The sequence below is a fragment of the Rhodoferax sp. MLSD5-FHT05B10 genome (assembly GCF_058793415.1).
This window is the reverse complement of sequence record NZ_JBXAFT010000002.1, coordinates 85,070-107,777: the sequence shown is the minus strand read 5'-3', so window position 1 is coordinate 107,777 and position 22,708 is coordinate 85,070. Positions and strand designations below refer to the sequence as shown.

The following is a 22,708-nucleotide window of genomic DNA, read 5'->3' as shown; positions in this document are numbered from 1 at the left end:
CCGCGCCACGGCGCAGGGTTTCTCTGGCGGAGTATCTGCAGATCAGGCTGCAGTAACGCTCACCGTGTGCTTGTTCAATGCGCCCTGGACAGCGAATGAAACGTGCCCGTCCGTCAGCGCGAACAGGGTGTGATCCTTGCCGATGCCGACATTGGTGCCGGGGTGGAACTTGGTTCCACGCTGGCGCACGATGATGGAACCAGCGCTGATCAACTCACCGCCAAACGCCTTCACACCGAGCATTTTGGGCTTGGAATCGCGCCCGTTTCGCGTAGAGCCGCCGCCTTTTTTCTGTGCCATGACCTACGCTCCTTAAGCCTTGATCGCACCGATTTGCAGTTCGGTGAACTGCTGGCGATGCCCTTGACGTTTCTGGTAGTGCTTGCGACGGCGCATCTTGAAAATGCGCACCTTGTCGTGCTTGCCGTGAGAAATTACTGTGACCGTGACGGTCGCGCCGGACACCAAGGGTGTGCCAACCTTCAATTCAGCGCCGTTGCCGACAGCCAGAACCTGGTCGATCACAATCTCTTGGCCTACGTCCGCAGCAATCTGTTCTACTTTAATTTTTTCGCCAGCAGCAACCCGATATTGCTTGCCACCGGTTTTTATGACCGCGTACATGTTGACCTCTTTAACTTGACTCCGCAAACGGATTTTTGCAGAGCCCGGCAGTATACCATCCCGGCGCCCAAACGGCAAATACCCCCAGATACGCGCCCGGCCCCCCGGGGGCCTTCTATACAATCCCACCACTAACCAACCGTTTGACTGCCTTGCACGCCACTCCTTCCGGCTCATCGACTGGGCTCACCATCATCGAACACGACATGCACCAGGTCGACCGGGTCATCGCCTCGCGGCTGGACTCCGGCGTCCCCCTGGTTGGCAGCGTTTCCCACTACATCATCGCGGCGGGCGGCAAGCGACTGCGCCCTGCCCTGCTGCTGCTGTGCTGCGGGGCCCTGGGCTTCACCGGCGAGCAGCGTTTCAACATGGCCGCCGTGGTGGAGTTCATCCACACCGCCACCCTGCTGCACGACGACGTGGTGGACGACTCCACGCTGCGGCGCGGCAGCGCGACCGCAAACGCGAAATTCGGCAATCCGGCCAGCGTGCTGGTTGGCGATTTTCTTTATTCCCGCGCCTTCCAGATGATGGTGGACACCCAAAGCATGCGCATCATGCAGGTGCTGGCCGATGCCACCAACATCATTGCCGAGGGTGAAGTCATGCAGCTGATGAACATGCACAACGCCGCGCTGGACGAAGCGGGCTATCTGCAGGTCATTCGCTCCAAGACGGCCAAGCTGTTTGAAGCCAGCGCCCGGGTCGGCGCCATCCTGGCTGGAGCCAACCCGGCCATGGAAGCCGCCTGCGCCGACTACGGTCAGGCATTGGGAACCGCTTTTCAGGTGATCGACGACGTGCTCGACTACACGGGCGATGCATCGGTCATGGGCAAGAACCTGGGTGACGACCTGCGCGAAGGCAAAGCCACGCTGCCCCTGATTGCCGCCATGCAACGCGGCTCGGAACACGAGCGGGCAACGATCCAGCAGGCAATCGAGACCGGCGCTGTGGCCATGCTGGATGACGTCATCCGCATTGTCAAGGAAACCGGGGCTCTGGATATTGCCCGCGCCGCCGCCCAACAGGAAGCCCGACGGGCCATTGCCGCAGCCCAGGGCCTTCCATCCGGTTTGCATACCGACTGTTTGGTACAATTGGCGACTCAGCTGCTGGAGAGAACCCACTGACGACCTTTCGGGAGCCAGTATCTCCAAACGGGGTGTAGCTTAGCCTGGTAGAGCGCTACGTTCGGGACGTAGAGGCCGGAGGTTCGAATCCTCTCACCCCGACCAGTCATGGATGTGTTGTCAATCCACATCCACCGAGCGGCCGTTTCCCTCCTTACGATTTACATTGCGGGTGCAATCAGCGATGATGCCCTGATTTCGCTGCAACGTACATTCTTACTGGGTCATGGCCGCTGTCGATACCATCCAACGTGAATCCCCCGCCATCGCCCTTCCCGGCCTGGGGCGTGCCCTGGTCACCGCCGGCAAGCTGGGCCAAACCTCCGCCGAGGACATCTACCGCAAGACCCTCGCCGGCAAGAGCAGCTTCATCGCCGAGCTGGTTGGCTCGGGAGCCGTCTCCGCCTCCGATCTGGCACACACGCTCTCGGCTGCATTTGCCGCGCCCCTGATCGATCTGGATGCCGTTGACCCGCAGCGGCTGCCAAAGGGGTTGCTGGACAACAAGATCTGCAGCGACTACCGCGTTGTGGTGTTGAACAAGCACAGCAACCGCCTGATCGTTGCAACCGCTGATCCCTCCGACCAGGCAGCAGCGGAAAAAATCAAGTTCTCGACCCAGATGGGTGTTGAATGGGTCATCGCCGAATACGACAAGCTGTCCAAGCTGGTGGAAGCCAGCACGACCAGCGCCTCGGAGGCCATGGAAGACATCATCGGCGGCGACTTCGAATTCGACGAAGCGTCCACCGAAGTCATCAGCGACAACACCCAGACGAACGTCGCCGAAGTGGAAGACGCACCGGTCGTCCGCTTTCTTCAAAAAATGCTGATGGACGCCTTCAGCATGCGGGCCTCCGACCTGCATTTCGAGCCCTACGAGCACACCTACCGCGTACGTTTTCGCATTGACGGTGAACTGCGGGAAATTGCATCCCCCCCCATTGCCATCAAGGAAAAACTCGCCTCCCGGATCAAGGTGATCTCCCGCATGGACATCTCCGAGAAGCGTGTGCCCCAGGACGGCCGGATGAAGCTCAAGGTCGGCGCCGACCGGGTGATCGATTTCCGCGTCAGCACGCTGCCGACGCTTTTTGGCGAAAAGATCGTGATCCGGATTCTGGACCCGAGCAGTGCCAAGCTCGGCATTGACGCCCTGGGTTACGAGCCGGAAGAAAAAGAGCGCCTGCTCAAGGCCATCGGCCGGCCCTACGGCATGATTCTGGTCACCGGGCCCACGGGTTCAGGCAAGACGGTGTCGCTCTACACCTGCCTCAACTTGCTCAACCAGCCCGGCGTCAACATTGCCACGGCCGAAGATCCGTCGGAAATCAACCTGCCCGGCGTCAACCAGGTCAATGTCAATGAGAAGGCAGGCCTGACCTTTGCCGCCGCGCTGAAGTCCTTCTTGCGCCAGGACCCAGACATCATCATGGTGGGTGAAATCCGCGATCTGGAAACGGCTGACATCTCCATCAAGGCCGCACAAACCGGACACCTGGTGCTGTCGACGCTGCACACCAACGACGCGCCGGCGACATTGACCCGCATGCGCAACATGGGCATTGCGCCCTTCAATATTGCATCCAGCGTCATTTTGATCACGGCACAACGCCTGGCCCGGCGCCTGTGCGCCAGCTGCAAGGCTCCGGCAGAGCTTCCCCGGGAAACACTGCTCGCTGCCGGGTTTCAGGAATCGGAGCTGGACGGAACCTGGAAGACCTACCGCGCCGTGGGTTGCTCCATGTGTAACAACGGTTACAAAGGACGTGTCGGCATTTACCAAGTCATGCCAATCAGTGATGAAATCCAGCGCATCATCCTGCGGGACGGCAGCGCCCTGGATATTGCCGCGCAAGCGCAGCTGGAAGGCGTGCGTTCTTTGCGACAATCCGGCCTGCATAAAGCCAAGCAGGGACTGACTTCGCTGGAAGAGGTTCTGGCCGTCACCAACGAATAAAGAGTAACCCAGGGGACTATATGGCAACTGCCAAGACAGCAGACAGCAAGGACGCCGTTTTTGAATGGGAAGGCAAGGATCGCAACGGCAAGCAGGTCCGGGGCGAAATGCGCGCCGCTGGCGAGAACCAGATCAAGGCCTCGCTCAGAAGGCAGGGGGTCACTCCGACCAAGATCAAGAAGCGCAAGATGAGCGCGGGCAAGAAGATCAAACCGAAGGACCTTGCCATTTTCACGCGGCAGCTCGCCACCATGATGAAAGCCGGCGTTCCCCTGCTCCAGGCCTTTGACATCGTGGGCCGTGGCAACCCCAACCCCCGCGTCACCAAGCTGCTCAACGACATTCGCACCGATGTAGAGACGGGCACCTCCCTCAGCGTCGCGTTCCGGAAATTCCCCCTGTACTTTGATAACCTCTATTGCAACCTGGTGGAGGCCGGCGAGTCGGCCGGTATTCTGGACCAGTTGCTGGACCGCCTGGCGGTGTACATGGAGAAGACCGAGGCCATCAAATCCAAAATCAAGTCGGCGCTGATGTACCCCATCTCCGTGCTGGTCGTGGCATTTGTCGTGGTGGCCGTGATCATGATCTTTGTGATTCCATCGTTCAAGCAGGTGTTTACGTCCTTCGGTGGCGAGCTGCCCATGCCCACGCTAATGGTCATTGCGATGAGTGAGTTCTTCATCCAGTACTGGTACCTGATCTTCGGCGGCATTGGCGGCGGCGTGTACTTTTTCATGGAGTCCTGGAAGCGCAACAAGAAAATGCAGGCCGTCATGGATCGCATCATGCTGAAGCTGCCCATTTTTGGCGCGTTGGTGGAAAAATCCTGTATCGCCCGCTGGACGCGTACCCTGTCGACCATGTTTGCCGCCGGTGTGCCCCTGGTGGAGGCACTGGATTCGGTGGGCGGCGCGGCGGGCAACAATGTGTTCGAGGAGGCCACGCTCAAGATCCAGCAGGAAGTCTCGACCGGCACCGCCCTCACGGCGGCCATGACCAACGCCAACCTGTTTCCTTCCATGGTGCTTCAGATGTGCGCCATCGGTGAAGAGTCCGGCTCCATTGACCACATGCTGGGCAAGGCTGCCGATTTTTTCGAAGCCGAAGTGGATGACATGGTGGCGGGCATCTCCAGCCTGATGGAGCCCATCATCATCGTGATCCTGGGCACCGTGATCGGTGGCATTGTGGTGGCCATGTACCTGCCTATTTTCAAGCTGGGTCAGGTGGTTTGATGACACTGACTTTGCAAGGACTTGAGGCCTCCATCGCCGCCGTACTGGGCCTCCTGATCGGCAGCTTTCTCAACGTCGTCATATACCGGTTGCCCAAGATGCTGGAACGGCAATGGGCGGCGGAATGCGCCGAAATGGCGGGCAAACCACCAGAAACTGCGGCACCGTTCAACCTGATGGTGCCGCGCTCCCGGTGCCCACACTGTGGACACATGATCCGCTGGTATGAAAACGTGCCGGTCATCAGCTACCTGCTGCTGCGCGGACGCTGCTCGGCCTGCAAAGCCCCCATCAGCGTGCGCTATCCGCTGGTTGAGATCGCCACCAGCGGCCTGTTCTTCTTCAGCGTCTGGCAATGGGGGGCGACTGCCACGGGCGCCATCTGGTGTGCGTTTGCCGCCACCCTGCTCGCGCTGGCACTCATCGACTGGGATACCACCCTGCTGCCGGACGATCTGACATTGCCCCTGCTGTGGCTGGGGCTGGTGGCCTCGGCGCTGCAATGGACGCCGGTGGGACTGCATGCATCGCTCTGGGGGGCAGTAGCCGGTTACCTTTCCCTCTGGTCGGTGTACTGGCTTTTCAAGCTGGTGACTGGCAAGGAGGGCATGGGCTATGGTGACTTCAAGCTGTTTGCCGCCCTGGGGGCCTGGTTTGGCTGGCAAGCCCTGATTCCCATGATTTTGCTGGCCTCCATCATTGGCGCCATCGTGGGTATTGCCATGAAGTTCAACACCGGCTTGCGGGAGGGCGGCTACGTCCCCTTCGGGCCTTTTCTTGCCGGAGCAGGCTTGACCGCCCTCATTCTCGGGCCGACCGCACTGCGCCAGGCTATCGGGCTCTGAGCATGGGTACCGTTGCGGCCCGGCTGGGCCTGACCGGAGGCATCGGCAGCGGCAAGAGCACGGTTGCCGGCATGCTGGCGCGCCAGGGTGCGGTTGTCATTGATGCAGACGCCATTTCCCGTGCCACCACCGCAGCCGGAGGCGCCGCCATTGCCTTGCTGAAGGCCGCTTTCGGACCCACCCTGCTGACGCCCGAAGGTGCGCTGGACCGCGACCAGATGCGCGCACTGATTTACGCCGATCCGTCTGCCAAGGCCCGGCTGGAAGGCATTGTGCATCCCCTGGTTGGCCAGGCGATTACGCTGCAGGCACAACAAGCCCAAGCCGCAGGTGCGGCCTGCCTGGTGTTTGACATCCCCTTGCTGGTGGAGTCCCGGCACTGGCGAAAGACACTGGACCGGATTCTGGTCATTGACTGCACGCAAGCCACCCAGATCACCCGCGTTGCCGCACGCAATGGCCTGAGCGAAGCCGAAGTGCACAAAATTCTGGCCGCACAAGCCTCCCGTGCCCAACGGCTGGCAGCAGCCGACATGGTGGTGTTCAACGATGGCATTACCATGGACGAACTTGCACGGCAGGTGCAGGAAATTGGACCCCAGTTCGGGCTATGATTCGGCCACCGGAAAAATCAGCGTGATCCTTTACGAATACCCCTTCAACGAGCGCATTCGCACCTATTTGCGTCTGGAGCACCTGTTTCTGCGTTTGGCAGAACTGATGTCCCGCACAGAAGCGCTGGACCACCATTTCGCCATCACCACCATCTTCGAGGTCATGGACGTTGGTGCCCGCGCCGACCTGAAATCCGATGTCCTCAAGGACCTGGACAAGCAGAAGCAGATCCTGAATGGCTACCGCGGCAACCCGGCCATTGCGGAAGGGGTGCTCGACGACATCGTCCAGCAACTGGACCGCTGCTTCAGTGCCTTGAATGGCCAGCCCGGCAAGGCAGGCCAATCGCTCACGGAAAACGACTGGCTCATGAGCATCCGCAGTCGGGTGGGCATTCCGGGTGGCACATGCGAATTCGATTTGCCGGCTTACTATGCGTGGCAACACGGCAGTGCCGCTGCACGCCAGACTGATCTGCAGCGCTGGGCCGCATCCCTCTCCCCGCTGGCCGAATCCATCCACCTGCTGCTCAAGTTGTTGCGGGACTCCGGCTCTCCCCAGAAAGTCATCGCGGTCGGCGGACAGTTCCAGCAGAATCTGCCACAAGGGCGCACGTTCCAGTTGCTGCGCTTGGCGCTGGATCCCGCATTGAACCTGATCCCGGAAATCAGCGGCAACCGCCTGATGGTCTCCATCCGCCTCATGCGCCACGAAGATGACGACCGCTTGCACTCCAGCAATACCGACGGCACTTTTGAGCTGGCGCTGTGCTCCTGAAACTCCAGGAAGCCGCACCCATGGATCAGACTGACGACGCAGGCATCGCAACCCCACGCCGAATCGTGCGCTGTCCGACCTGCGGCGGCGACAGCGTATACAGCCCCTCCAACCCCGCGCGACCCTTTTGCAGCGAGCGCTGCAAAAACATGGACTTCGGCGCCTGGGCCAGCGAAACCTTCCGGGTGCCCACGCAGGCGGCACCGGACGATCTGATGTTTAACGAGACCCCTCGGATGTAGCCGGCAGGCACTCCAAATAGGCACCTATTCAGGCTGTAGACCGCTAATTCTCTGCGCGGGCAGCTATCGAATGTGTAGCGCCCTGGAATTATTGCTCTTCTGCCAGCCACTGCAGCACCGGAACCGTCCCGGGTAGAACCGGCTGAACCCGGACCGGCAGACGCTCCCAGGAAAAAGACTGTGCCTCCCGCATCTGCAAGGCGCCTGTCCAGGCAAATACCTTGCAAAAATGCAACCGCACCAGCGCGTGGGGGTAGTCCACCATTTCCACTTTCCAGGGCAAGGCGGATGCGATTTCAATCCCCAACTCTTCCTGCAGTTCCCGCCGCAAGGCCTGCTCCACCGATTCCCCGGCTTCCAGCTTGCCGCCGGGAAACTCCCAGTAACCGGCATAGACCTTGCCGTGCGGCCGTGATGTCAGCAAGAAAACGCCATCCGGGCGCACCAGCACGCCAACGGCCACATCCACCACCGCACGGTCGGCGCCCCCTAATCGGGTGGCGCCAGGATCGGCCACCAAGGGCTGGCCCGTCATGGCGTGGTGCTGCGGCGCCCCGCAAAGTCCCGGGCAAACTGCCAGGCCACGCGGCCGCTACGCGATCCCCGCTCCAGGGCCCAGACCAGTGCCTCGGGGCGGGCTGCTGCGATGTGTTGCGCATCCACCCCCAGGGCCGACAGCCACTGCGCAACAATTTGTAAATACTCATCCTGGCTGAACGAGTAAAAACTCACCCACAAACCAAACCGCTCGGAGAGGGAAATCTTCTCTTCCACGACCTCTCCAGGATGCACCTCGCCATCGGCCGTGTGGGTGTAGCTCAGGTTCTCAGCCATGTATTCCGGCAACAGGTGGCGACGGTTGCTGGTGGCGTAAACCAGCACATTGGGTGTCGCGGCTGCCACGGATCCGTCCAGCACCGATTTCAACGCCTTGTAGCCTGGCTCGCCTTCATCAAAGCTCAAGTCATCACAGAAGATGATGAACTTCTCCGGCCGCTGGGCGACCAGTTCCACGATGTCAGGCAGGTCCACCAACTCCGCCTTGTCAACCTCGATCAGGCGCAGCCCCTGGTCTGCATAGGCATGCAGGCAGGCCCGGATGAGCGACGACTTGCCGGTTCCCCGTGCGCCGGTCAGCAGCACGTTGTTGGCGGGTACGCCACGCACAAACTGTTCGGTATTGCGCTGGATCTTTTCCTTCTGGACGTCAATTTCCTTCAGGTCATCTAGACTGATGGCGCCAATGTGGCCAACCGGTGCAATGACGCCCTGCCCCGAGCTGCGTCGGCGGTAGCGGAATGCAATGGAGGCGCCCCAGTCCGGCTGCACCAGGGCATGGGGCAAGGCCGCCTCGATACGCTCCATCAAGAGCTCTGCACGCGCCAGGAAGGCCGATAGCTGCTCAGTCATGCCTCAGGAGCGGTAATCGGCGTTGATCGTCACGTAATCGTGGCTCAGGTCGCAGGTCCACACCGTGTCCGCGGCGGTGCCACGCCCCAGGCCGACACGCACCGTGATTTCACTTTGCTTCATGACGCGTTGCCCGTCCTCCTCTCGGTATGCCGGGTTGCGCCCGCCTTGGGTAGCCACGTGCACATCGTCCAGAAACAGTTCAATGCGGCTCTGGTCCAGATCTTCGATGCCGGCATAACCCACCGCGGCCAGAATGCGCCCCAGATTGGGGTCGCTGGCAAAAAAGGCCGTTTTCACCAGGGGCGAATGGGCAATGGCATAGGCTACCTGGCGGCATTCACCGGCGTCACGCCCCCCTTCCACCTCGATGGCGATGAATTTGGTCGCCCCTTCGCCATCGCGCACAATTGCCTGGGCCAGATCGCGCGCCACACCCAGCATGGCGTTCTTCAGGGCCTGTCCATCCGGACTATCCAGCGACTCAATCACACCGTGCCCCGCGCGGTTGGACGCAATCACCACCAATGAGTCATTGGTGGACGTGTCGCCGTCCACCGTTACCCGGTTGAAGGACCCTTCGGCCAGCTCCCGTGTCAGCTGCTGCATGATCGACTGGCTCACGCAGGCATCGGTCGCAATAAAGCCCAACATGGTGGCCATATTGGGGCGTATCATGCCCGCGCCCTTGCTGATGCCGGTGATATGCACCGGCACGCCACCAATAGTCACCTGTGCCCCAAAGGCCTTGGGTGCCGTGTCAGTGGTCATGATGCCTTCTGCCGCACGCAACCAGTTGCCCGGCTTCGCGTCTGCAATAGCCGCAGCCAGACCGGCCTCAATGCGCTCGTTAGGCAGCGGCTCCATGATGACCCCCGTGGAAAACGGCAGTATCTGCTCCACGGAAATGCCCAGATGCTGCGCCAGGGCTGCGCAGGTGCTGCGCGCTCGCGCCAGACCATCGGTGCCGGTGCCGGCATTGGCATTGCCGGTGTTGATCAGCATGGCCCGAATTCCGGCTCCACTTGCCAGATGCTGGCGGCAAATCTGCACCGGAGCGGCGCAGAAGCGGTTGCTGGTGAAGACGCCGGCCACCGAGGCACCTTCGTCCATCAGCACCACGGTCAAATCCTTGCGGCCGGCTTTGCGCACGCCGGCCTCGGTCACGCCAATGCGAACGCCCGCAATGGGAAAAAGCGTATCGATATCAGGAGCAGGCAAATTGACGGGCATTGCTATCTTTCAGGCCAGTTTTCCATGGCATTGCTTGTATTTCTTGCCGCTGCCACAGGGGCAGGGGTCGTTGCGTCCCACCCGGGGAATCTGGCCGGCAGCGGCATCGCGCACCGTCTCCGGGTCCACGGTGGTTTGCACCTCACCGGTTTCCGTCGGGGCGCTGTAAGTGACGTTGCTGATGGTCTCGCCGCGAGTCTCCAGGGCTTCAGCCGCTTCTTCCAGCTGCTCACTGGACTGGATCTTCACCGTCATCAGAACCTTGGTGACCTCGTTCTTCACCGAGTCCAGCAACTGCCCGAACAACTCGAAGGCCTCGCGTTTGTATTCCTGCTTGGGTTGCTTTTGCGCATAACCCCGCAGGTGAATGCCCTGGCGCAGGTAGTCCAGCGCACTCAGGTGATCGCGCCAGTGGCTGTCAATGCTCTGCAGCAACACCATGCGCTCGAACTGCGTGAAGTTCTCCACTCCCACCTGATCCACCTTGGTCTGGAAAACCCCATGGGCCGCCTCGACCACGGCCGTCAGCAAGTCGTCGTCCGTGATGGCGTTCGCTTCCTGCACGCGCTGGTGCAGATCGAGTTCAATCAGCCACTCCTCGGCCAGCACCTTTTGCAGGGCCTGCACATCCCACTGCTCCTCCACGGATTCGTCCGGGATGTACTGGCGCACCAGATCCTGGAAGCAGCCCTCGCGCAACGATGCGATCTGGGCACTCAGGTCCTGCGCGTCCAGAATGGCATTGCGTTGCTGGTAAATGACCTTGCGCTGGTCGTTGGACACGTCGTCGTACTCCAGCAACTGCTTGCGCATGTCGAAGTTGCGCGCCTCGACCTTGCGCTGCGCGCTCTCGATGCTGCGGGTCACGATACCGGCTTCGATGGCTTCGCCTTCGGGCATCTTCAGCCGGTCCATGATGGCCTTGACCCGGTCCCCGGCAAAGATGCGCATCAGGGAATCATCCAGGCTCAAGTAAAACCGCGAGGAACCCGGATCCCCCTGGCGTCCGGAGCGGCCACGCAACTGGTTGTCAATGCGGCGTGACTCGTGGCGCTCGGTGGCGATGATGCGCAAGCCACCCAGTGCCTTGACCTTTTCATGCTCGACCAGCCACTCAGCCCGCAACGCTGCAATCTTCTGCTGCTGGGCAGAGGCATCCAGCGTTTCATCCGCTTCCACGGCTTCGATCGCTTTTTCCACGCTGCCACCCAGGACGATGTCGGTCCCCCGACCGGCCATGTTGGTGGCGATGGTGATCATCTTGGAGCGGCCGGCCTGGGCCACGATATCGGCCTCGCGTGCGTGCTGCTTGGCGTTGAGCACCTGATGCGGCAATTTTTCCTTCTCAAGCAGCTGGGAAATGATTTCCGAGTTCTCGATCGAGGTGGTTCCCACAAGCACCGGCTGGCCGCGCTCATGGCATTCGCGGATGTCCTTGATCGCCGCCTCGTATTTCTCGCGTGTGGTCTTGTAAATCCGGTCAAGCTGATCGTCGCGGCGGCTGACGCGGTTGGGCGGAATGACGACGGTTTCCAGGCCATAAATTTCCTGGAACTCGTAGGCCTCGGTATCGGCCGTTCCGGTCATGCCGGCGAGCTTGCCGTATAGACGGAAATAGTTCTGGAACGTGATGGAAGCCAGTGTCTGATTTTCAGCCTGGATGGCCACGCCTTCCTTGGCCTCCACTGCCTGGTGCAAACCGTCGCTCCAGCGCCGCCCGGTCATCAGGCGGCCGGTGAATTCGTCCACGATGATGATTTCGCCCTGCTGCACCACATAGTGCTGGTCGCGATGGAAGACATGGTGCGCCCGCAATGCCGCATACAGGTGGTGCATGAGCGTGATGTTGGCCGGGTCATACAGCGAGGAGCCCGCGGGAATCAACCCCATTTCGGCAAAAATCCGCTCGGCGGTCTCGTGCCCCTGCTCGGTCAGAAACACCTGGTGGCTTTTCTCGTCCACCGTGAAATCACCCGGCTTGGTCACGCCCTCGCCGGTACGGGGATCCGCCTCACCCTCCTGGCGCACCAGCTGGGGCGCCGCCTTGTTGATGGCCAGATACATCTCCGTATGGTCTTCCGCCTGGCCGCTGATGATGAGCGGCGTACGCGCCTCGTCGATCAGGATGGAGTCCACCTCGTCCACGATCGCGTAATGCAGGCCACGCTGCACGCGGTCGGACACCTCGTAGACCATGTTGTCACGCAGGTAGTCGAATCCGTATTCGTTGTTGGTGCCATACGTAATGTCGGCACTGTAGGCGGCCTGCTTCTCCTCGCGCGGCATCTGCGGCAGGTTGATACCCACCGTCAAGCCCAGGAAGTTGTAGAGGCGCCCCATCCACTGGGCATCGCGACTGGCCAGGTAGTCGTTGACCGTGACCACGTGCACACCCTTGCCTGCAAGGGCATTGAGGTAGACCGGCAGCGTGGCAGTGAGCGTCTTGCCTTCACCCGTGCGCATCTCGGAAATTTTCCCGTAATGCAGCGACATACCCCCCAGCATTTGCACATCGAAATGCCGCATCTTCATGACCCGCTTGGAGCCTTCGCGCACTACGGCAAATGCCTCGGGAAGAATGGCATCCACCGATTCGCCCTTGGCTAGGCGCTCCTTGAATTCCTGCGTCTTCGCGCGCAGCCCCTCGTCAGTCAACTGCTCAAACTGCGGCTCCATGGCGTTGATGCGCGCAACGACGCTCTGGTATTGCTTGAGCAGGCGGTCATTGCGACTACCGAAGATTTTGGTAAGGATATTGATGGCCATGCATGCAAGACTGGCCTGCGCCTCCCGATGAGGCCACAGAACAGCGCAGTCCTTTATCTAATCTGAATGAAGTGGGGGTGTTCCCGTGCAATGCAACCACCAACAGCGGCTGCACGGCACCGGAAATACCAGATCGCTGATTTTAGCGTTGCCCGGACGCTGCAGCGGGTACGGCGCCATTGCGGGGACGCGGTGGCAGCGCAACAGGGAGTTTTGCCTGGGCCACCTGGTTCGCAGACAGTCCGCGTCCGGCATCAAGGAATTTCTGCGGATCCTGGGTTACCCCCTGCACCAGCACCTCGAAATGCAGGTGGGGCCCGGTCGAACGTCCAGTGGAACCCACTTCCGCAATCTTCTGGCCCCGCTTGATCAGGTCGCCCTTTTTCACATCCACCTTGGAGGCATGGGCATAGCGCGTGACGAGGTTGTTGCCATGGTCGATTTCGACCATGTTGCCGTATTCCGGGTGAAACTCCTGCGTCACCACCACACCGCCTGCCGCGGCAAAAATGGGCGTTCCCGGCGTTGCGGGGAAATCCAGTCCGGTATGCAAGGCCGAACGTCCGGTAAAGGGGTCAATGCGCCAACCGAACACCGAACCCAAATTGGCGCTGAAAACCGGCCGCTGGGTGGGAATCGTCATTTTCTTGATTTTTTGCTCAAACAAGCGCGACTCCAGCACGGTCATCAGGTCGGTGCGCTGATTGGCCAGATGGTCCAGCTGCTCCAGCGTGCCCTGCAACTCCTCCATGGTCAAATCGCGACCAGGCACCAACGCCCCACCTTGCCCGGGCTTGATCTTGATGTCTGCGGGATTCACCCCCGCCAGGCCGGATACACGCTCGCCCAGCGACTCCAACTGCAGCATCTTGGCCTGCATCTCGCCCAGCTTGCGGGCCATGACCTCAATGTTTTCGCGCATGAACCGGTCCCGCTGTGCCACTTCATCCTTGACCACCAGCTTGACGAGCGCGCCGATGACGGGCCACCCCTCACGGGCGCCCTTGAGAAAAACCCAGTGGTACAGGCCGGCAGAGACCAGCATCAACGTGAGGGACAGCCCAACCAGGGCCAGGGCAAGCTTGGTGCCGCTCAAATGAACTGCGCGGCTTTTGACCAACCAGGCATCCGTGATAATCAACTGCATCGGGGACTTCCTCGCATTTCAAATCATGAACCGTCGCAACCACTCCGTTACGCTGCTGCAAGCCACGCAGGACTCGCCGACCCTGGCGCGCCTGGCAGACCTCGCAATGGAATCCTCGGCCCGCCTCAAGTCGGTCGAGAAGCTGATTCCGGCCACCTTGCGATCGGCGGTCAAAGCCGGTCCGATTGAAGGCCCGGTCTGGTGCCTGCTTCTCGACAACAACGCGGCCGCGGCGAAGATTCGCCAACTGCTGCCCTCTCTGGAATCGCATCTGCGCTCCAAGGGCTGGGAGGTGAACAGCATCCGAATCAAAGTCCAGATGGCGCACAAACCCACATGAAATCGCAGCAAGACTGACCGCGAAAAATGGTGCCGATTATCGGATTCGAACTGATGACCTACCGCTTACAAGGCGGTTGCTCTACCAACTGAGCTAAATCGGCACGTCGCGCATTCTACATCACGCCCTTGCCTGTCAGCGCGGCGACACCGCCAGCCGTCGCCTATTTGACGCGTGTCAGTGATGGCTTGCCGCCGCCCGAAGGGCGCGGAGGGGTGTCAGGACCGTTGTCTTCCACCACACCGGTCACACGGGTCAGCACCATGGGCTTGGCATCGGCCATTACCGTTGCCGTATCCGGGGCGGTAGCGCCGGAACTCGCCAGCATGGGAAACGCCATGCCCTGTCCGTTTTCACGGGCATAGATGGCCAGCACCCGATCCACGGGCACCAGGATATCGCGCGCCACGCCACCAAACCGCCCCTTGAACTCGATGAACTCATTGCCCAGGTTCAGGGAACTCGTCGCGTCAAAACTGATGTTCAGGACGATTTCGCCATCCTTCACATACTCATTCGGCACGCGCACCGTTTCATCCACCAGGACAGCGATGAAAGGGGTCAGACCATTGTCCGTACACCATTCATACAAGGCCCGGATGAGATAGGGGCGCGTGGAACTGGAGTCTGTGGCGTCAATCATGGGAACCGGCCGTGCAGACGTTACTTGCGCATCACTTTTTCAGACGGCGTCAGCGCTTCAATGTAAGCCGGACGCGAGAAGATGCGCTCCGCGTATTTCAGCAAAGGCGCCGCGTTCTTGCTGAGATCGATGCCGTAGAAATCCAGGCGCCAGAGCAGGGGCGCAATCGCCACGTCCAGCATGGAGAAGTTGTCCCCCAGCATGTACTTGTTCTTCAGGAACACGGGAGCCAGCTGCGTGAGGCGGTCGCGGATATGGGCACGCGCCTTGTCGAGGGCCTTTTCATTGCCCTTGGAGGTACGGGCCTCCAGCGTGGAAACGTGCGTGAACAACTCCTTTTCGAAGTTGAGCAGGAACAGGCGCACACGGGCCCGGTCCACCGGGTCTCCGGGCATCAGCTGGGGATGCGGGAAGCGTTCGTCAATGTACTCGTTGATGATGTTGGACTCGTACAAGATGAGGTCGCGTTCTACCAGAATCGGAACTTGCCCGTATGGGTTCATGACGCTGATGTCTTCCGGCTTGTTGTACAAGTCCACATCGCGAATTTCGAAGTCCATGCCCTTCTCAAACAGGACAAAGCGGCAACGGTGGGAAAAAGGGCAGGTTGTTCCTGAATACAGCACCATCATGGCGAAAGACTCCTAAAAATTAAAAAGAGTGGGCTGCCGTCGCGAACCCACTCCGAAGCACCAGGCCGCCCTTTTGGAGCACGACCTGATCGCACAACGACCGTATTACTTGATGTCTTTCCAGTACGCGGCGTTCAGGCGCCATGCGAACAGGGTCAACACCGACAGGAACAACAACACCCACACGCCCAGGCGCACTCGGGTATTTTGGGCCGGCTCGGCCATCCATTGCAAGTACCCAACCAGATCGCCCATGGCCTGGTCGAACTGCGCGGGCGTCATGGTACCGGGCGTCAACTGCTCGAAGCCCTTGAAAACGTGCGCTTCCTGGCCATGTTCGGTCACCGTTTCGAAGACGGCTGCACGCTTGCCCTGCAATTCCCACATGACGTGGGGCATGCCCACATTGGGGAACACCAGGTTGTTCCAGCCGGTGGCCTTGGTGTCGTCCACATAGAACCCACGCAGGTAGGTGTACAGGTAGTCGGCGCCCGTTCCCTTGCCAGCCGCAGAACGCGAACGGGCAATCACGGTGAGGTCCGGCGGGTTGGCGCCAAACCATTCCTTGGCCTGACGGGGGTCAATGGCCGACTTCATGGTTTCGCCAACCTTTTCGGTGGTGAACAGCAGGTTGTCCTTGATCTGCTGCTCGGTCAAGCCGATGTCGCGCAGACGGTTGAAGCGCATGAACGCTGCCGAATGGCAGTTCAGACAGTAATTGACAAACAGCTTGGCGCCGTTTTGCAGGGCCGCCAAATCCGTGGTCTTCTCAGGCGCCTTGTCCCAGGCGGGACCGCCGGTGTTGGCCTGCGCACCAACCATGAAGCCCAGCGCCGCAAGCAAAGTGATGACTACTTTTTTCATTTGCATACTCTCCGGCTCAGTGGGCAGAAAAATTGACACGGGTGGGTTCCGGCTTGGTCTTGCCCAGGCGGCTCCACCATGGCATCAGGAGGAAGAAGCCGAAGTAGAACAGGGTTCCCAACTGCGACACACGCTCACCGACCGGCGACGGCGGTTGCGTACCCAGATAGGCCAGGATCACGAAATTGACCACAAAAACGCCGTACACGTACTTGTGCCAGTCCGGACGGTAGCGGATCGACTTGACCGGGCTGTTGTCCAGCCAGGGCAGAAAGAACAGGATGACCACTGCGCCACCCATGGCCACCACACCCCAGAACTTCGCGTCGATGGACAGCATCATGGCGATGACGACCACGGCACCGCCGACGATCACACCCTTGAAAATCGTGGGCATCTTGAGCTTGATGACACTGAACGCGGCTGCGCCGAACACGCAGGCGATCAACACATACACCATCTCGGTGGTGATGGCACGCAGCATCGAGTAGAAGGGCGTGAAGTACCAGACGGGCGCAATGTGCAACGGTGTCTGCAGCGGGTCGGCCGGAATGAAGTTGTTGTACTCCAGGAAGTAGCCGCCGAATTCGGGCGCGAAGAAGATGATGGCGGAGAACACCATCAGGAACATGCAGACCGCAAAAATGTCATGCACCGTGTAGTAGGGGTGAAACGGAACGCCGTCCAGGGGAATGCCATCAGGACCCTTGTTGGCCTTGATTTCAATGCCATCCGGGTTGTTGGAGCCTACATCGTGCAGCGCCAGCAAGTGCGCGACCACCAGGCCCAGCAGCACCAGCGGCACCGCAATCACGTGGAAGCTGAAGAAGCGGTTCAGCGTCGCATCGCCCACCACATAGTCGCCACGAATCAGCAGCGCCAGATCGGGGCCGACAAACGGCACGGCGGCAAACAGGTTCACGATCACCTGGGCGCCCCAGTAGCTCATCTGGCCCCAGGGCAACAGGTAGCCCATGAAGGCTTCGCCCATGAGCGCGAGGAAAATCGCACAACCGAACAGCCAGACCAGCTCACGGGGCTTGCGGTAGCTGCCGTACAGCAGGCCGCGGAACATGTGCAGGTACACCACCACAAAGAACGCCGAGGCGCCCGTGGAGTGCATGTAGCGGATCAGCCAGCCCCACGGCACATCACGCATGATGTATTCAACGGAGCCGAACGCCAGCGCAGCGTCTGGCTTGTAGTGCATGACCAGGAAAATGCCGGTCACGATCTGGATGACCAGCACCAGCATGGCCAGCGAACCGAAGATGTACCAGAAGTTGAAGTTCTTCGGAGCGTAGTACTCCGACATGTGGACGCGGTAGGCATCAAAGGCCGTGGGCACGCGGTTCTCGAACCAGTTGGTGAGCTTGGCGCCTGCCGACGCGTTGGGGGAAATTTCCTTGAAATCAGCCATTTCTTGTGTCCTCAGGCTTTCTTGTCTTCACCGATCAACAGCTTGCTGTCGGAGAGGTACATGTGGGGCGGAATTTCGAGGTTGTCTGGCGCCGGCTTGTTCTTGAAAACGCGGCCCGCCATGTCAAAGGTGGAACCGTGGCAGGGGCACAGGAAACCGCCCTGCCAATCATCCGGCAGGGACGGCTGCGCGCCAGTCTGGAATTTGTCGGAAGGCGAGCAACCCAGGTGGGTGCAGATACCGACGGCAACAAAGTACTCCGGCTTGATGGAGCGGGCTTCGTTGCGGGCATACACCGGCGTGAACTCGTCGGGCTTGCGCTTGGACTCCGGGTCGGCCAGCTGGCCGGTGATCTTGGAGAGTGCCGCCAGCTGCTCGGGCGTGCGGCGCACGATCCATACAGGCTTGCCGCGCCACTCCACCGTCATTTTTTCGCCTGGCTTGAGGCCGGCGATGTCCACTTCAACCGCAGCACCAGCCGCTTTGGCCCGCTCGGAGGGTTGGAACGTACTCACAAAGGGGACAGCGACTGCGCCAACGCCAACTGCGCCCGCGCAACTGGAAGCGATTAACCAGGTCCGCTTGCTGGAGTCGATCTGTTTGGTGTCGACAGGGGTTTCACTCATGAGAATCCTCAATGAACATCACTACTAGGGAAAGTGGGCATTGTAGCTGACGGCCAAAGCCCAATTCAATGCCAATGGGCCACTTCATTTGACAAGATCACCCGTTGGGTGATACTGACTCCATCTTTACATCCAGCGGGAGCGTTCAGCCATGGGAATGATTCAGGAATTCAAGGATTTCGCCGTCAAGGGCAACGTCATCGACCTGGCCGTGGGTGTGATCATCGGGGGGGCCTTCGGCAAGATCGTGGACTCCGTGGTGGGCGACCTCATCATGCCGCTCGTGGGAGCCGTCGTCGGCAAGCTCGATTTTTCCAGCCTGTTTGTCGTGCTGGGCAACGTCCCCCCGGGCACGGCCAGCACGCTCGATGCCCTGAAGAAAGCCGGCGTCCCGGTATTCGCCTACGGCAATTTCATCACGGTGGCCGTCAACTTCGCCATCCTGGCGTTCATCATTTTCCTGATGGTCAAGCAGATCAACCGCCTGAAGCGCGAGACACCCGCCGCCGCTCCTGCACCCGCCGCGACCCCGGAAGACGTGCTTTTGCTACGGGAAATCCGCGACAGCCTGAAGAAATAGACCCCCACGCTCCGCCGCTGCGCGGGTCGCTGCCCCCCAAGGGGGCTAATTTCCCTTGGGGCGGCCCGGCGGGAAATTGCCTGCTTCCGTTGCCAGTATTTTTGCCATGCGCACGGCTTCCAGCAGGCTGGAGGCGTCGGCCCGCCCCGTGCCGGCAATGTCGAACGCCGTACCGTGGTCGGGACTGGTGCGTACCAGCGGCAGGCCCAGCGTGACGTTGACCCCTTTTTCCACACCCAGGTATTTCACCGGGATGAGGCCTTGGTCGTGGTACATGGCCACCACCACATCGAACTCCCCTGCCACGCCGCCCGGGTTGCGGGCCCGCATGAAAACCGTGTCGGGTGCCCAGGGGCCGCTCACCATGCAGCCTTGAGCGCGGGCGGCCTCCATGGCCGGCGCAATCACCTCCAGCTCCTCACGTCCAAACAGTCCGCCCTCCCCGGCGTGCGGGTTGAGCCCCGCCACCGCAATGCGGGGCGCGCGCCCCAGCACCCGTGACAGGGCCGTGTGGGTGATGTGCAGCGTTTGCAGCACGTTGTCAAACGTCACCGCTTCAATGGCCTGGCGCAACGACACGTGGATGCTGACCAGCACCGTGCGCAGCTCGTCATTGGCCAACATCATGCGCACCGGCACCTCGGCAACCGGCTTGCCCAGGTAGCGCGCTGCCTGCTCCTGCAGCAATTCCGTGTGCCCCGGGAAGCGGTCATAAGGGGCCCCGGCGGCGGACAAGGCCTCCTTGTGCAGGGGCGCCGTCACCAGCGCGCACACCGCACCACGCAAGGCCGCATCGGCGGCCCATTCCACACAGCGACCGGCATAAGCTCCCGCCACCTTGCTGACCAGCCCCCAGGCCACCGGCTCCAGCGCCGGCCCCACCTGCAGCACGGCGATGCAATGCGGCGGCACGTCCAGCGCTTCGGCGGGCGAGGCAATGGCGGCCACCGGCAAGGCGGCCTGCCCCGGGCCCACCACCACCGCCGCGGCGCGGCGCAGCGTGCCCACATCGCCGGCGACAAAACACCCCCGCAGGGTCTGGGGCTGGGCGCGAAAGGCCTTGGCAATGATTTCCGGCCCGATGCCGGCCGCATCCCCCATGGTGATGGCCAGGGGCTGGGATGTTGCAACGGACTGTGTCATGGTGGTAGAAGGCGCCCGGACGGTCAGGCCGGGTTGTCGATGTCAATGAAGGTGTGCTCCAGCCCCAGCTGCGCGGCAACGTGGGCCGCCAGTGCCGGCGCCCCATAGCGCTCGGTGGCGTGGTGCCCGCACGCCAGATACGCCACACCGCACTCCCGCGCCAGATGGGCCTGCGGTTCGGAAATTTCGCCGGTGATGAAGGCGTCCACGCCGGCGGCAATGGCTTCCTCAAAATAGCCCTGTGCACCGCCGCTGCACCAGCCGATGCGGCGCACCGGCCCCGGCTTGCCCGGCACCAGCACCACGGAGCGCCCCAGCACCGCCTCCACCCGGTTCGCCAGGGCCTGGGCGCCGGCGAAGGCCTGCTCGCCGATCCAGCCCAATTGCTGTTCGCCAAAACGCCCTACTTCCTGCAGGCCCAGCTGTTTTCCGAGCTGCGCGTTGTTGCCCAGCTCCGGGTGCGCGTCCAGCGGCAGATGGTAGGCAAAGAGGTTGATGTCGTGCGCCAGCAAAGGCGCCAAGCGTTGGCGCATCCAGCCGGTCACGCGGCCGTCCTGGCCGCGCCAGAACAGGCCATGGTGCACCAGCAGGGTATCGGCCCCCGCGGCAATGGCGGCTTCGATCAGCGCCAGGCTGGCGGTCACGCCGGAGGCGATTTTGCGCACCTCCAGCCGCCCTTCCACCTGCAAGCCATTGGGGCAATAGTCCTTGAAACGGTCCGGCTGGAGCAGGGCATCCAGCGCGGCGTGCAATGTGGGGCGATCGGTCATGGCGGCGGGTCTGCGCGGTGCGCGTGGGGTTCAATCGGTAGGGGCATTGTCGTTGATGCCACAGGCCCGGGCGGGGTCGGCTCCGGCTCCAAGCTGCTGTCGCACCCCTGGCCCGCCGCAATCCCGCGCAGCGCCGCGCGGCGCAGCACCGGCGCGAGCCACCGGGCCAGCCACCGCAGAACCGGCGGCAGGACCTGCTCCAGCGTCGCCCGGGGCGCCTGCACCGCACCGCAGCGGTACTGCGCCAGTGCGCCGTCCCAGAGCAGCGCACGGCAGGCCCCGGTGCGCCGGCCCGACAGCACCATGCCCATGGGACACGGTTCACTCAGGCAGCACACGCCGCAGCCATTGCACGCAGCGCCCTGGGCCGGCTTGGCTGGCGCCTGCGAATGGATGTGGATGATCTGCTGGGAGTGGGCCATGGCAAGCCCCGAATGTACCGCGGCGCTCTGCCAAAACCCGCACAAGCAGCCCAGAATGGCGCAGGCGCCCTACAATTTGGGCCCGGGTTGCACGTTGTGTGCGCAGTCCCATCTGGAAACTCCATGAAACGTCTTTGGCTGCTGTTCTCCCAAACCGCCACCGTGCTGCTGGCGGCCTACTTTGTCGTCGCCACACTCAAACCCCAGTGGCTGGGACATGCCCCGTCCGTGGCGGGTACCGTGGCACTCATCGAAGCCCCGGCAACGCCGGCCGGCGAACCGCCCGTGGGCAGCCTGCGCCTGGCGGCGCAGAAAGCGTCGTCCGCCGTGGTCAGCATCAACACCAGCAAGGCCGCCCGCAAGAACCCCAACAGCGAAGACCCCTGGTTCAAGTTCTTTTTCGGCGACCAGAGCAATGAGCCGCAAGCCGGCCTGGGCAGCGGCGTCATCGTGAGCCCCAACGGCTATATCCTGACCAACAACCACGTGGTGGACGGGGCGGACGAGATCGAAGTGGTGCTCAATGACAGCCGCAGCGCCCGCGCCAAGGTCATCGGCACCGATCCGGATACCGACCTGGCCATCCTCAAGATCGAACTCGACAAACTGCCCGTGATCGTGCTGGGCAATTCCGATGCCGCCCAGGTGGGCGACCGGGTGCTGGCCATTGGCAACCCCTTTGGCGTGGGGCAGACCGTCACCAGCGGCATCGTGAGCGCCCTGGGGCGCAACCAGCTGGGTATCAACACCTTCGAGAACTTCATCCAGACCGACGCTGCCATCAACCCCGGCAACTCCGGCGGCGCGCTGGTGGACACCAACGGCCACCTGCTGGGTATCAACACGGCCATCTATTCGCGCTCGGGGGGCAACATGGGTATCGGTTTTGCCATTCCGGTGTCGACTGCCAAACAGGTGCTCGAAGGCATCGTGAAAGACGGCCAGATCACCCGCGGCTGGATTGGCGTGGAACCCAACGACCTGTCCCCCGAACTGGCGGAAACCTTTGACGTCAAGACCCACCAGGGTGTCATCATCACCGGGGTGCTGCAAAACGGCCCGGCCGCCCAGGCCGGCATCCGCCCGGGTGACGTGATCGTGAAAATTGGAAACCAACCGGTGGCCGACGTGACCCAGCTGCTGTCGCAGGTAGCGGCCCTCAAGCCCGGCGTCGCCGCCCACTTTGCCATCGAGCGCAAGAACCAGGCCCTGGAGCTGGACGTGACCCCCGGGGTACGGCCCCGGCCCCGCGCCGTCAACCGGCAGGAGTGATGC

25 protein-coding genes and 2 tRNA genes are annotated in these 22,708 nt (G+C 61.7%); 11 read left to right on the top strand and 16 right to left on the bottom strand.

The features are described 5' to 3' along the window. Nucleotides 1–42: 42 nt before the first annotated feature. Nucleotides 43–300, bottom strand: a complete 258-nt coding sequence (gene rpmA, locus AC1Q5W_RS03180; protein WP_492643894.1) for a 50S ribosomal protein L27 — start codon at nucleotides 298–300, stop codon at nucleotides 43–45. A gap of 12 nt (nucleotides 301–312) precedes the next feature. Further along, on the bottom strand, nucleotides 313–624 hold the full coding sequence (rplU, locus tag AC1Q5W_RS03175) for a 50S ribosomal protein L21 (RefSeq protein WP_087496570.1): 312 nt from the start codon (nucleotides 622–624) through the stop codon (nucleotides 313–315). A gap of 206 nt (nucleotides 625–830) precedes the next feature. Between rplU and AC1Q5W_RS03170 the strand changes: the two genes are divergently transcribed. The 8 genes from AC1Q5W_RS03170 (at nucleotide 831) to AC1Q5W_RS03135 (ending at nucleotide 7,437) form a co-directional block, all read left to right on the top strand. Beyond that, nucleotides 831–1,760, top strand: a complete 930-nt coding sequence (locus AC1Q5W_RS03170) for a polyprenyl synthetase family protein (protein ID WP_492646122.1) — start codon at nucleotides 831–833, stop codon at nucleotides 1,758–1,760. Between the two features lie 28 nt (nucleotides 1,761–1,788). After that, a tRNA-Pro gene (locus tag AC1Q5W_RS03165) sits at nucleotides 1,789–1,865 on the top strand. Between the two features lie 121 nt (nucleotides 1,866–1,986). Continuing rightward, complete coding sequence (pilB, locus tag AC1Q5W_RS03160; protein ID WP_492643895.1) at nucleotides 1,987–3,720, top strand: type IV-A pilus assembly ATPase PilB; 1,734 nt, start codon at nucleotides 1,987–1,989, stop codon at nucleotides 3,718–3,720. Between the two features lie 20 nt (nucleotides 3,721–3,740). Continuing rightward, nucleotides 3,741–4,958, top strand: coding sequence for a type II secretion system F family protein (locus AC1Q5W_RS03155; RefSeq protein ID WP_492643896.1), 1,218 nt, complete (start codon nucleotides 3,741–3,743; stop codon nucleotides 4,956–4,958). Further along, nucleotides 4,958–5,803: a prepilin peptidase gene (locus tag AC1Q5W_RS03150; protein WP_492643897.1), complete on the top strand. Its 846-nt coding sequence runs from the start codon at nucleotides 4,958–4,960 to the stop codon at nucleotides 5,801–5,803. Before AC1Q5W_RS03155 ends, AC1Q5W_RS03150 begins: the two co-directional genes overlap by 1 nt. 2 nt (nucleotides 5,804–5,805) lie before the next feature. Beyond that, nucleotides 5,806–6,417 carry a dephospho-CoA kinase gene (gene coaE / locus AC1Q5W_RS03145; RefSeq protein ID WP_492643898.1) on the top strand — a complete coding sequence of 204 codons (612 nt, stop codon included), beginning with the start codon at nucleotides 5,806–5,808 and terminating at the stop codon, nucleotides 6,415–6,417. 22 nt (nucleotides 6,418–6,439) lie between these two features. Then, entirely contained in the window at nucleotides 6,440–7,195 is a 756-nt protein-coding gene (zapD, locus tag AC1Q5W_RS03140; protein ID WP_492643899.1) for a cell division protein ZapD, read from the top strand. A 20-nt stretch (nucleotides 7,196–7,215) separates the two neighbouring features. Then, complete coding sequence (locus tag AC1Q5W_RS03135) at nucleotides 7,216–7,437, top strand: DNA gyrase inhibitor YacG (protein ID WP_492643900.1); 222 nt, start codon at nucleotides 7,216–7,218, stop codon at nucleotides 7,435–7,437. Nucleotides 7,438–7,525: 88 nt separating this feature from the next. Here the strand turns inward: AC1Q5W_RS03135 and AC1Q5W_RS03130 are convergent, their stop codons facing one another. The 5 genes from AC1Q5W_RS03130 to AC1Q5W_RS03110 all read right to left on the bottom strand — a co-directional run bounded on the left by AC1Q5W_RS03130 (nucleotide 7,526) and on the right by AC1Q5W_RS03110 (nucleotide 13,993). Further along, nucleotides 7,526–7,972 carry an NUDIX domain-containing protein gene (locus tag AC1Q5W_RS03130; RefSeq protein ID WP_492643901.1) on the bottom strand — a complete coding sequence of 149 codons (447 nt, stop codon included), beginning with the start codon at nucleotides 7,970–7,972 and terminating at the stop codon, nucleotides 7,526–7,528. Then, complete coding sequence (locus AC1Q5W_RS03125) at nucleotides 7,969–8,847, bottom strand: ATP-binding protein (protein ID WP_492643902.1); 879 nt, start codon at nucleotides 8,845–8,847, stop codon at nucleotides 7,969–7,971. Before AC1Q5W_RS03125 ends, AC1Q5W_RS03130 begins: the two co-directional genes overlap by 4 nt. A gap of 3 nt (nucleotides 8,848–8,850) precedes the next feature. Next, complete coding sequence (gene argJ, locus AC1Q5W_RS03120) at nucleotides 8,851–10,080, bottom strand: bifunctional glutamate N-acetyltransferase/amino-acid acetyltransferase ArgJ (protein ID WP_492643903.1); 1,230 nt, start codon at nucleotides 10,078–10,080, stop codon at nucleotides 8,851–8,853. 9 nt (nucleotides 10,081–10,089) lie between these two features. After that, a complete protein-coding gene (gene secA, locus AC1Q5W_RS03115; RefSeq protein WP_492643904.1) occupies nucleotides 10,090–12,846 on the bottom strand; it encodes a preprotein translocase subunit SecA in 2,757 nt (918 codons plus the stop codon). A 142-nt stretch (nucleotides 12,847–12,988) separates the two neighbouring features. Then, complete coding sequence (locus AC1Q5W_RS03110; RefSeq protein WP_492643905.1) at nucleotides 12,989–13,993, bottom strand: M23 family metallopeptidase; 1,005 nt, start codon at nucleotides 13,991–13,993, stop codon at nucleotides 12,989–12,991. A 25-nt stretch (nucleotides 13,994–14,018) separates the two neighbouring features. Between AC1Q5W_RS03110 and AC1Q5W_RS03105 the strand changes: the two genes are divergently transcribed. Beyond that, nucleotides 14,019–14,333, top strand: a complete 315-nt coding sequence (locus tag AC1Q5W_RS03105) for a hypothetical protein (RefSeq protein ID WP_492643906.1) — start codon at nucleotides 14,019–14,021, stop codon at nucleotides 14,331–14,333. A 27-nt stretch (nucleotides 14,334–14,360) separates the two neighbouring features. Here AC1Q5W_RS03105 and AC1Q5W_RS03100 read toward each other — a convergent pair. From AC1Q5W_RS03100 to petA, 6 genes are all read right to left on the bottom strand, one after another. Continuing rightward, nucleotides 14,361–14,436 (bottom strand) — tRNA-Thr (locus AC1Q5W_RS03100). A gap of 60 nt (nucleotides 14,437–14,496) precedes the next feature. Then, nucleotides 14,497–14,976 (bottom strand): ClpXP protease specificity-enhancing factor, encoded by a 480-nt coding sequence (locus AC1Q5W_RS03095; protein WP_492643907.1) that lies wholly within the window; start codon nucleotides 14,974–14,976, stop codon nucleotides 14,497–14,499. A 20-nt stretch (nucleotides 14,977–14,996) separates the two neighbouring features. Then, entirely contained in the window at nucleotides 14,997–15,608 is a 612-nt protein-coding gene (locus tag AC1Q5W_RS03090) for a glutathione S-transferase N-terminal domain-containing protein (RefSeq protein WP_492643908.1), read from the bottom strand. 105 nt (nucleotides 15,609–15,713) lie between these two features. Continuing rightward, on the bottom strand, nucleotides 15,714–16,472 hold the full coding sequence (locus tag AC1Q5W_RS03085; protein WP_492643909.1) for a cytochrome c1: 759 nt from the start codon (nucleotides 16,470–16,472) through the stop codon (nucleotides 15,714–15,716). Between the two features lie 16 nt (nucleotides 16,473–16,488). Then, nucleotides 16,489–17,892 (bottom strand): cytochrome b, encoded by a 1,404-nt coding sequence (locus AC1Q5W_RS03080; RefSeq protein WP_492643910.1) that lies wholly within the window; start codon nucleotides 17,890–17,892, stop codon nucleotides 16,489–16,491. An 11-nt stretch (nucleotides 17,893–17,903) separates the two neighbouring features. Beyond that, the gene (gene petA, locus AC1Q5W_RS03075) at nucleotides 17,904–18,518 is read right to left on the bottom strand and encodes a ubiquinol-cytochrome c reductase iron-sulfur subunit (protein WP_492643911.1); all 615 of its coding nucleotides are present in this window, start codon (nucleotides 18,516–18,518) and stop codon (nucleotides 17,904–17,906) included. A 151-nt stretch (nucleotides 18,519–18,669) separates the two neighbouring features. Between petA and mscL the strand changes: the two genes are divergently transcribed. Beyond that, a complete protein-coding gene (gene mscL, locus AC1Q5W_RS03070; RefSeq protein WP_492643912.1) occupies nucleotides 18,670–19,098 on the top strand; it encodes a large conductance mechanosensitive channel protein MscL in 429 nt (142 codons plus the stop codon). 45 nt (nucleotides 19,099–19,143) lie between these two features. Here the strand turns inward: mscL and pdxA are convergent, their stop codons facing one another. The 3 genes from pdxA to AC1Q5W_RS03055 are packed head-to-tail and all read right to left on the bottom strand — an operon-like array spanning nucleotide 19,144 to nucleotide 21,433. Beyond that, the gene (gene pdxA / locus AC1Q5W_RS03065) at nucleotides 19,144–20,241 is read right to left on the bottom strand and encodes a 4-hydroxythreonine-4-phosphate dehydrogenase PdxA (protein WP_492643913.1); all 1,098 of its coding nucleotides are present in this window, start codon (nucleotides 20,239–20,241) and stop codon (nucleotides 19,144–19,146) included. Between the two features lie 23 nt (nucleotides 20,242–20,264). After that, complete coding sequence (locus AC1Q5W_RS03060) at nucleotides 20,265–21,011, bottom strand: Nif3-like dinuclear metal center hexameric protein (RefSeq protein WP_492643914.1); 747 nt, start codon at nucleotides 21,009–21,011, stop codon at nucleotides 20,265–20,267. Next, entirely contained in the window at nucleotides 21,008–21,433 is a 426-nt protein-coding gene (locus AC1Q5W_RS03055) for a hypothetical protein (RefSeq protein WP_492643915.1), read from the bottom strand. Before AC1Q5W_RS03055 ends, AC1Q5W_RS03060 begins: the two co-directional genes overlap by 4 nt. 123 nt (nucleotides 21,434–21,556) lie before the next feature. On the opposite strand from AC1Q5W_RS03055, the gene AC1Q5W_RS03050 reads away from it, so the two are divergent. Then, on the top strand, nucleotides 21,557–22,705 hold the full coding sequence (locus tag AC1Q5W_RS03050; protein ID WP_492643916.1) for a S1C family serine protease: 1,149 nt from the start codon (nucleotides 21,557–21,559) through the stop codon (nucleotides 22,703–22,705). The last annotated feature ends 3 nt before the right edge of the window (nucleotides 22,706–22,708 follow it).

Bases quoted from the DNA above. Each gene is read 5' to 3' on its own strand.
- rpmA (WP_492643894.1), bottom strand. From the start codon at position 300: ATGGCACAGAAAAAAGGCGGCGGCTCTACGCGAAACGGGCGCGATTCC.
- rplU (WP_087496570.1), bottom strand. From the start codon at position 624: ATGTACGCGGTCATAAAAACCGGTGGCAAGCAATATCGGGTTGCTGCT.
- AC1Q5W_RS03170 (WP_492646122.1), top strand. From the start codon at position 831: ATGCACCAGGTCGACCGGGTCATCGCCTCGCGGCTGGACTCCGGCGTC.
- pilB (WP_492643895.1), top strand. From the start codon at position 1,987: ATGGCCGCTGTCGATACCATCCAACGTGAATCCCCCGCCATCGCCCTT.
- AC1Q5W_RS03155 (WP_492643896.1), top strand. From the start codon at position 3,741: ATGGCAACTGCCAAGACAGCAGACAGCAAGGACGCCGTTTTTGAATGG.
- AC1Q5W_RS03150 (WP_492643897.1), top strand. From the start codon at position 4,958: ATGACACTGACTTTGCAAGGACTTGAGGCCTCCATCGCCGCCGTACTG.
- coaE (WP_492643898.1), top strand. From the start codon at position 5,806: ATGGGTACCGTTGCGGCCCGGCTGGGCCTGACCGGAGGCATCGGCAGC.
- AC1Q5W_RS03135 (WP_492643900.1), top strand. From the start codon at position 7,216: ATGGATCAGACTGACGACGCAGGCATCGCAACCCCACGCCGAATCGTG.
- AC1Q5W_RS03130 (WP_492643901.1), bottom strand. From the start codon at position 7,972: ATGACGGGCCAGCCCTTGGTGGCCGATCCTGGCGCCACCCGATTAGGG.
- AC1Q5W_RS03125 (WP_492643902.1), bottom strand. From the start codon at position 8,847: ATGACTGAGCAGCTATCGGCCTTCCTGGCGCGTGCAGAGCTCTTGATG.
- argJ (WP_492643903.1), bottom strand. From the start codon at position 10,080: ATGCCCGTCAATTTGCCTGCTCCTGATATCGATACGCTTTTTCCCATT.
- secA (WP_492643904.1), bottom strand. From the start codon at position 12,846: ATGGCCATCAATATCCTTACCAAAATCTTCGGTAGTCGCAATGACCGC.
- AC1Q5W_RS03110 (WP_492643905.1), bottom strand. From the start codon at position 13,993: ATGCAGTTGATTATCACGGATGCCTGGTTGGTCAAAAGCCGCGCAGTT.
- AC1Q5W_RS03105 (WP_492643906.1), top strand. From the start codon at position 14,019: ATGAACCGTCGCAACCACTCCGTTACGCTGCTGCAAGCCACGCAGGAC.
- AC1Q5W_RS03095 (WP_492643907.1), bottom strand. From the start codon at position 14,976: ATGATTGACGCCACAGACTCCAGTTCCACGCGCCCCTATCTCATCCGG.
- AC1Q5W_RS03090 (WP_492643908.1), bottom strand. From the start codon at position 15,608: ATGATGGTGCTGTATTCAGGAACAACCTGCCCTTTTTCCCACCGTTGC.
- AC1Q5W_RS03085 (WP_492643909.1), bottom strand. From the start codon at position 16,472: ATGAAAAAAGTAGTCATCACTTTGCTTGCGGCGCTGGGCTTCATGGTT.
- AC1Q5W_RS03080 (WP_492643910.1), bottom strand. From the start codon at position 17,892: ATGGCTGATTTCAAGGAAATTTCCCCCAACGCGTCGGCAGGCGCCAAG.
- petA (WP_492643911.1), bottom strand. From the start codon at position 18,518: ATGAGTGAAACCCCTGTCGACACCAAACAGATCGACTCCAGCAAGCGG.
- mscL (WP_492643912.1), top strand. From the start codon at position 18,670: ATGGGAATGATTCAGGAATTCAAGGATTTCGCCGTCAAGGGCAACGTC.
- pdxA (WP_492643913.1), bottom strand. From the start codon at position 20,241: ATGACACAGTCCGTTGCAACATCCCAGCCCCTGGCCATCACCATGGGG.
- AC1Q5W_RS03060 (WP_492643914.1), bottom strand. From the start codon at position 21,011: ATGACCGATCGCCCCACATTGCACGCCGCGCTGGATGCCCTGCTCCAG.
- AC1Q5W_RS03055 (WP_492643915.1), bottom strand. From the start codon at position 21,433: ATGGCCCACTCCCAGCAGATCATCCACATCCATTCGCAGGCGCCAGCC.
- AC1Q5W_RS03050 (WP_492643916.1), top strand. From the start codon at position 21,557: ATGAAACGTCTTTGGCTGCTGTTCTCCCAAACCGCCACCGTGCTGCTG.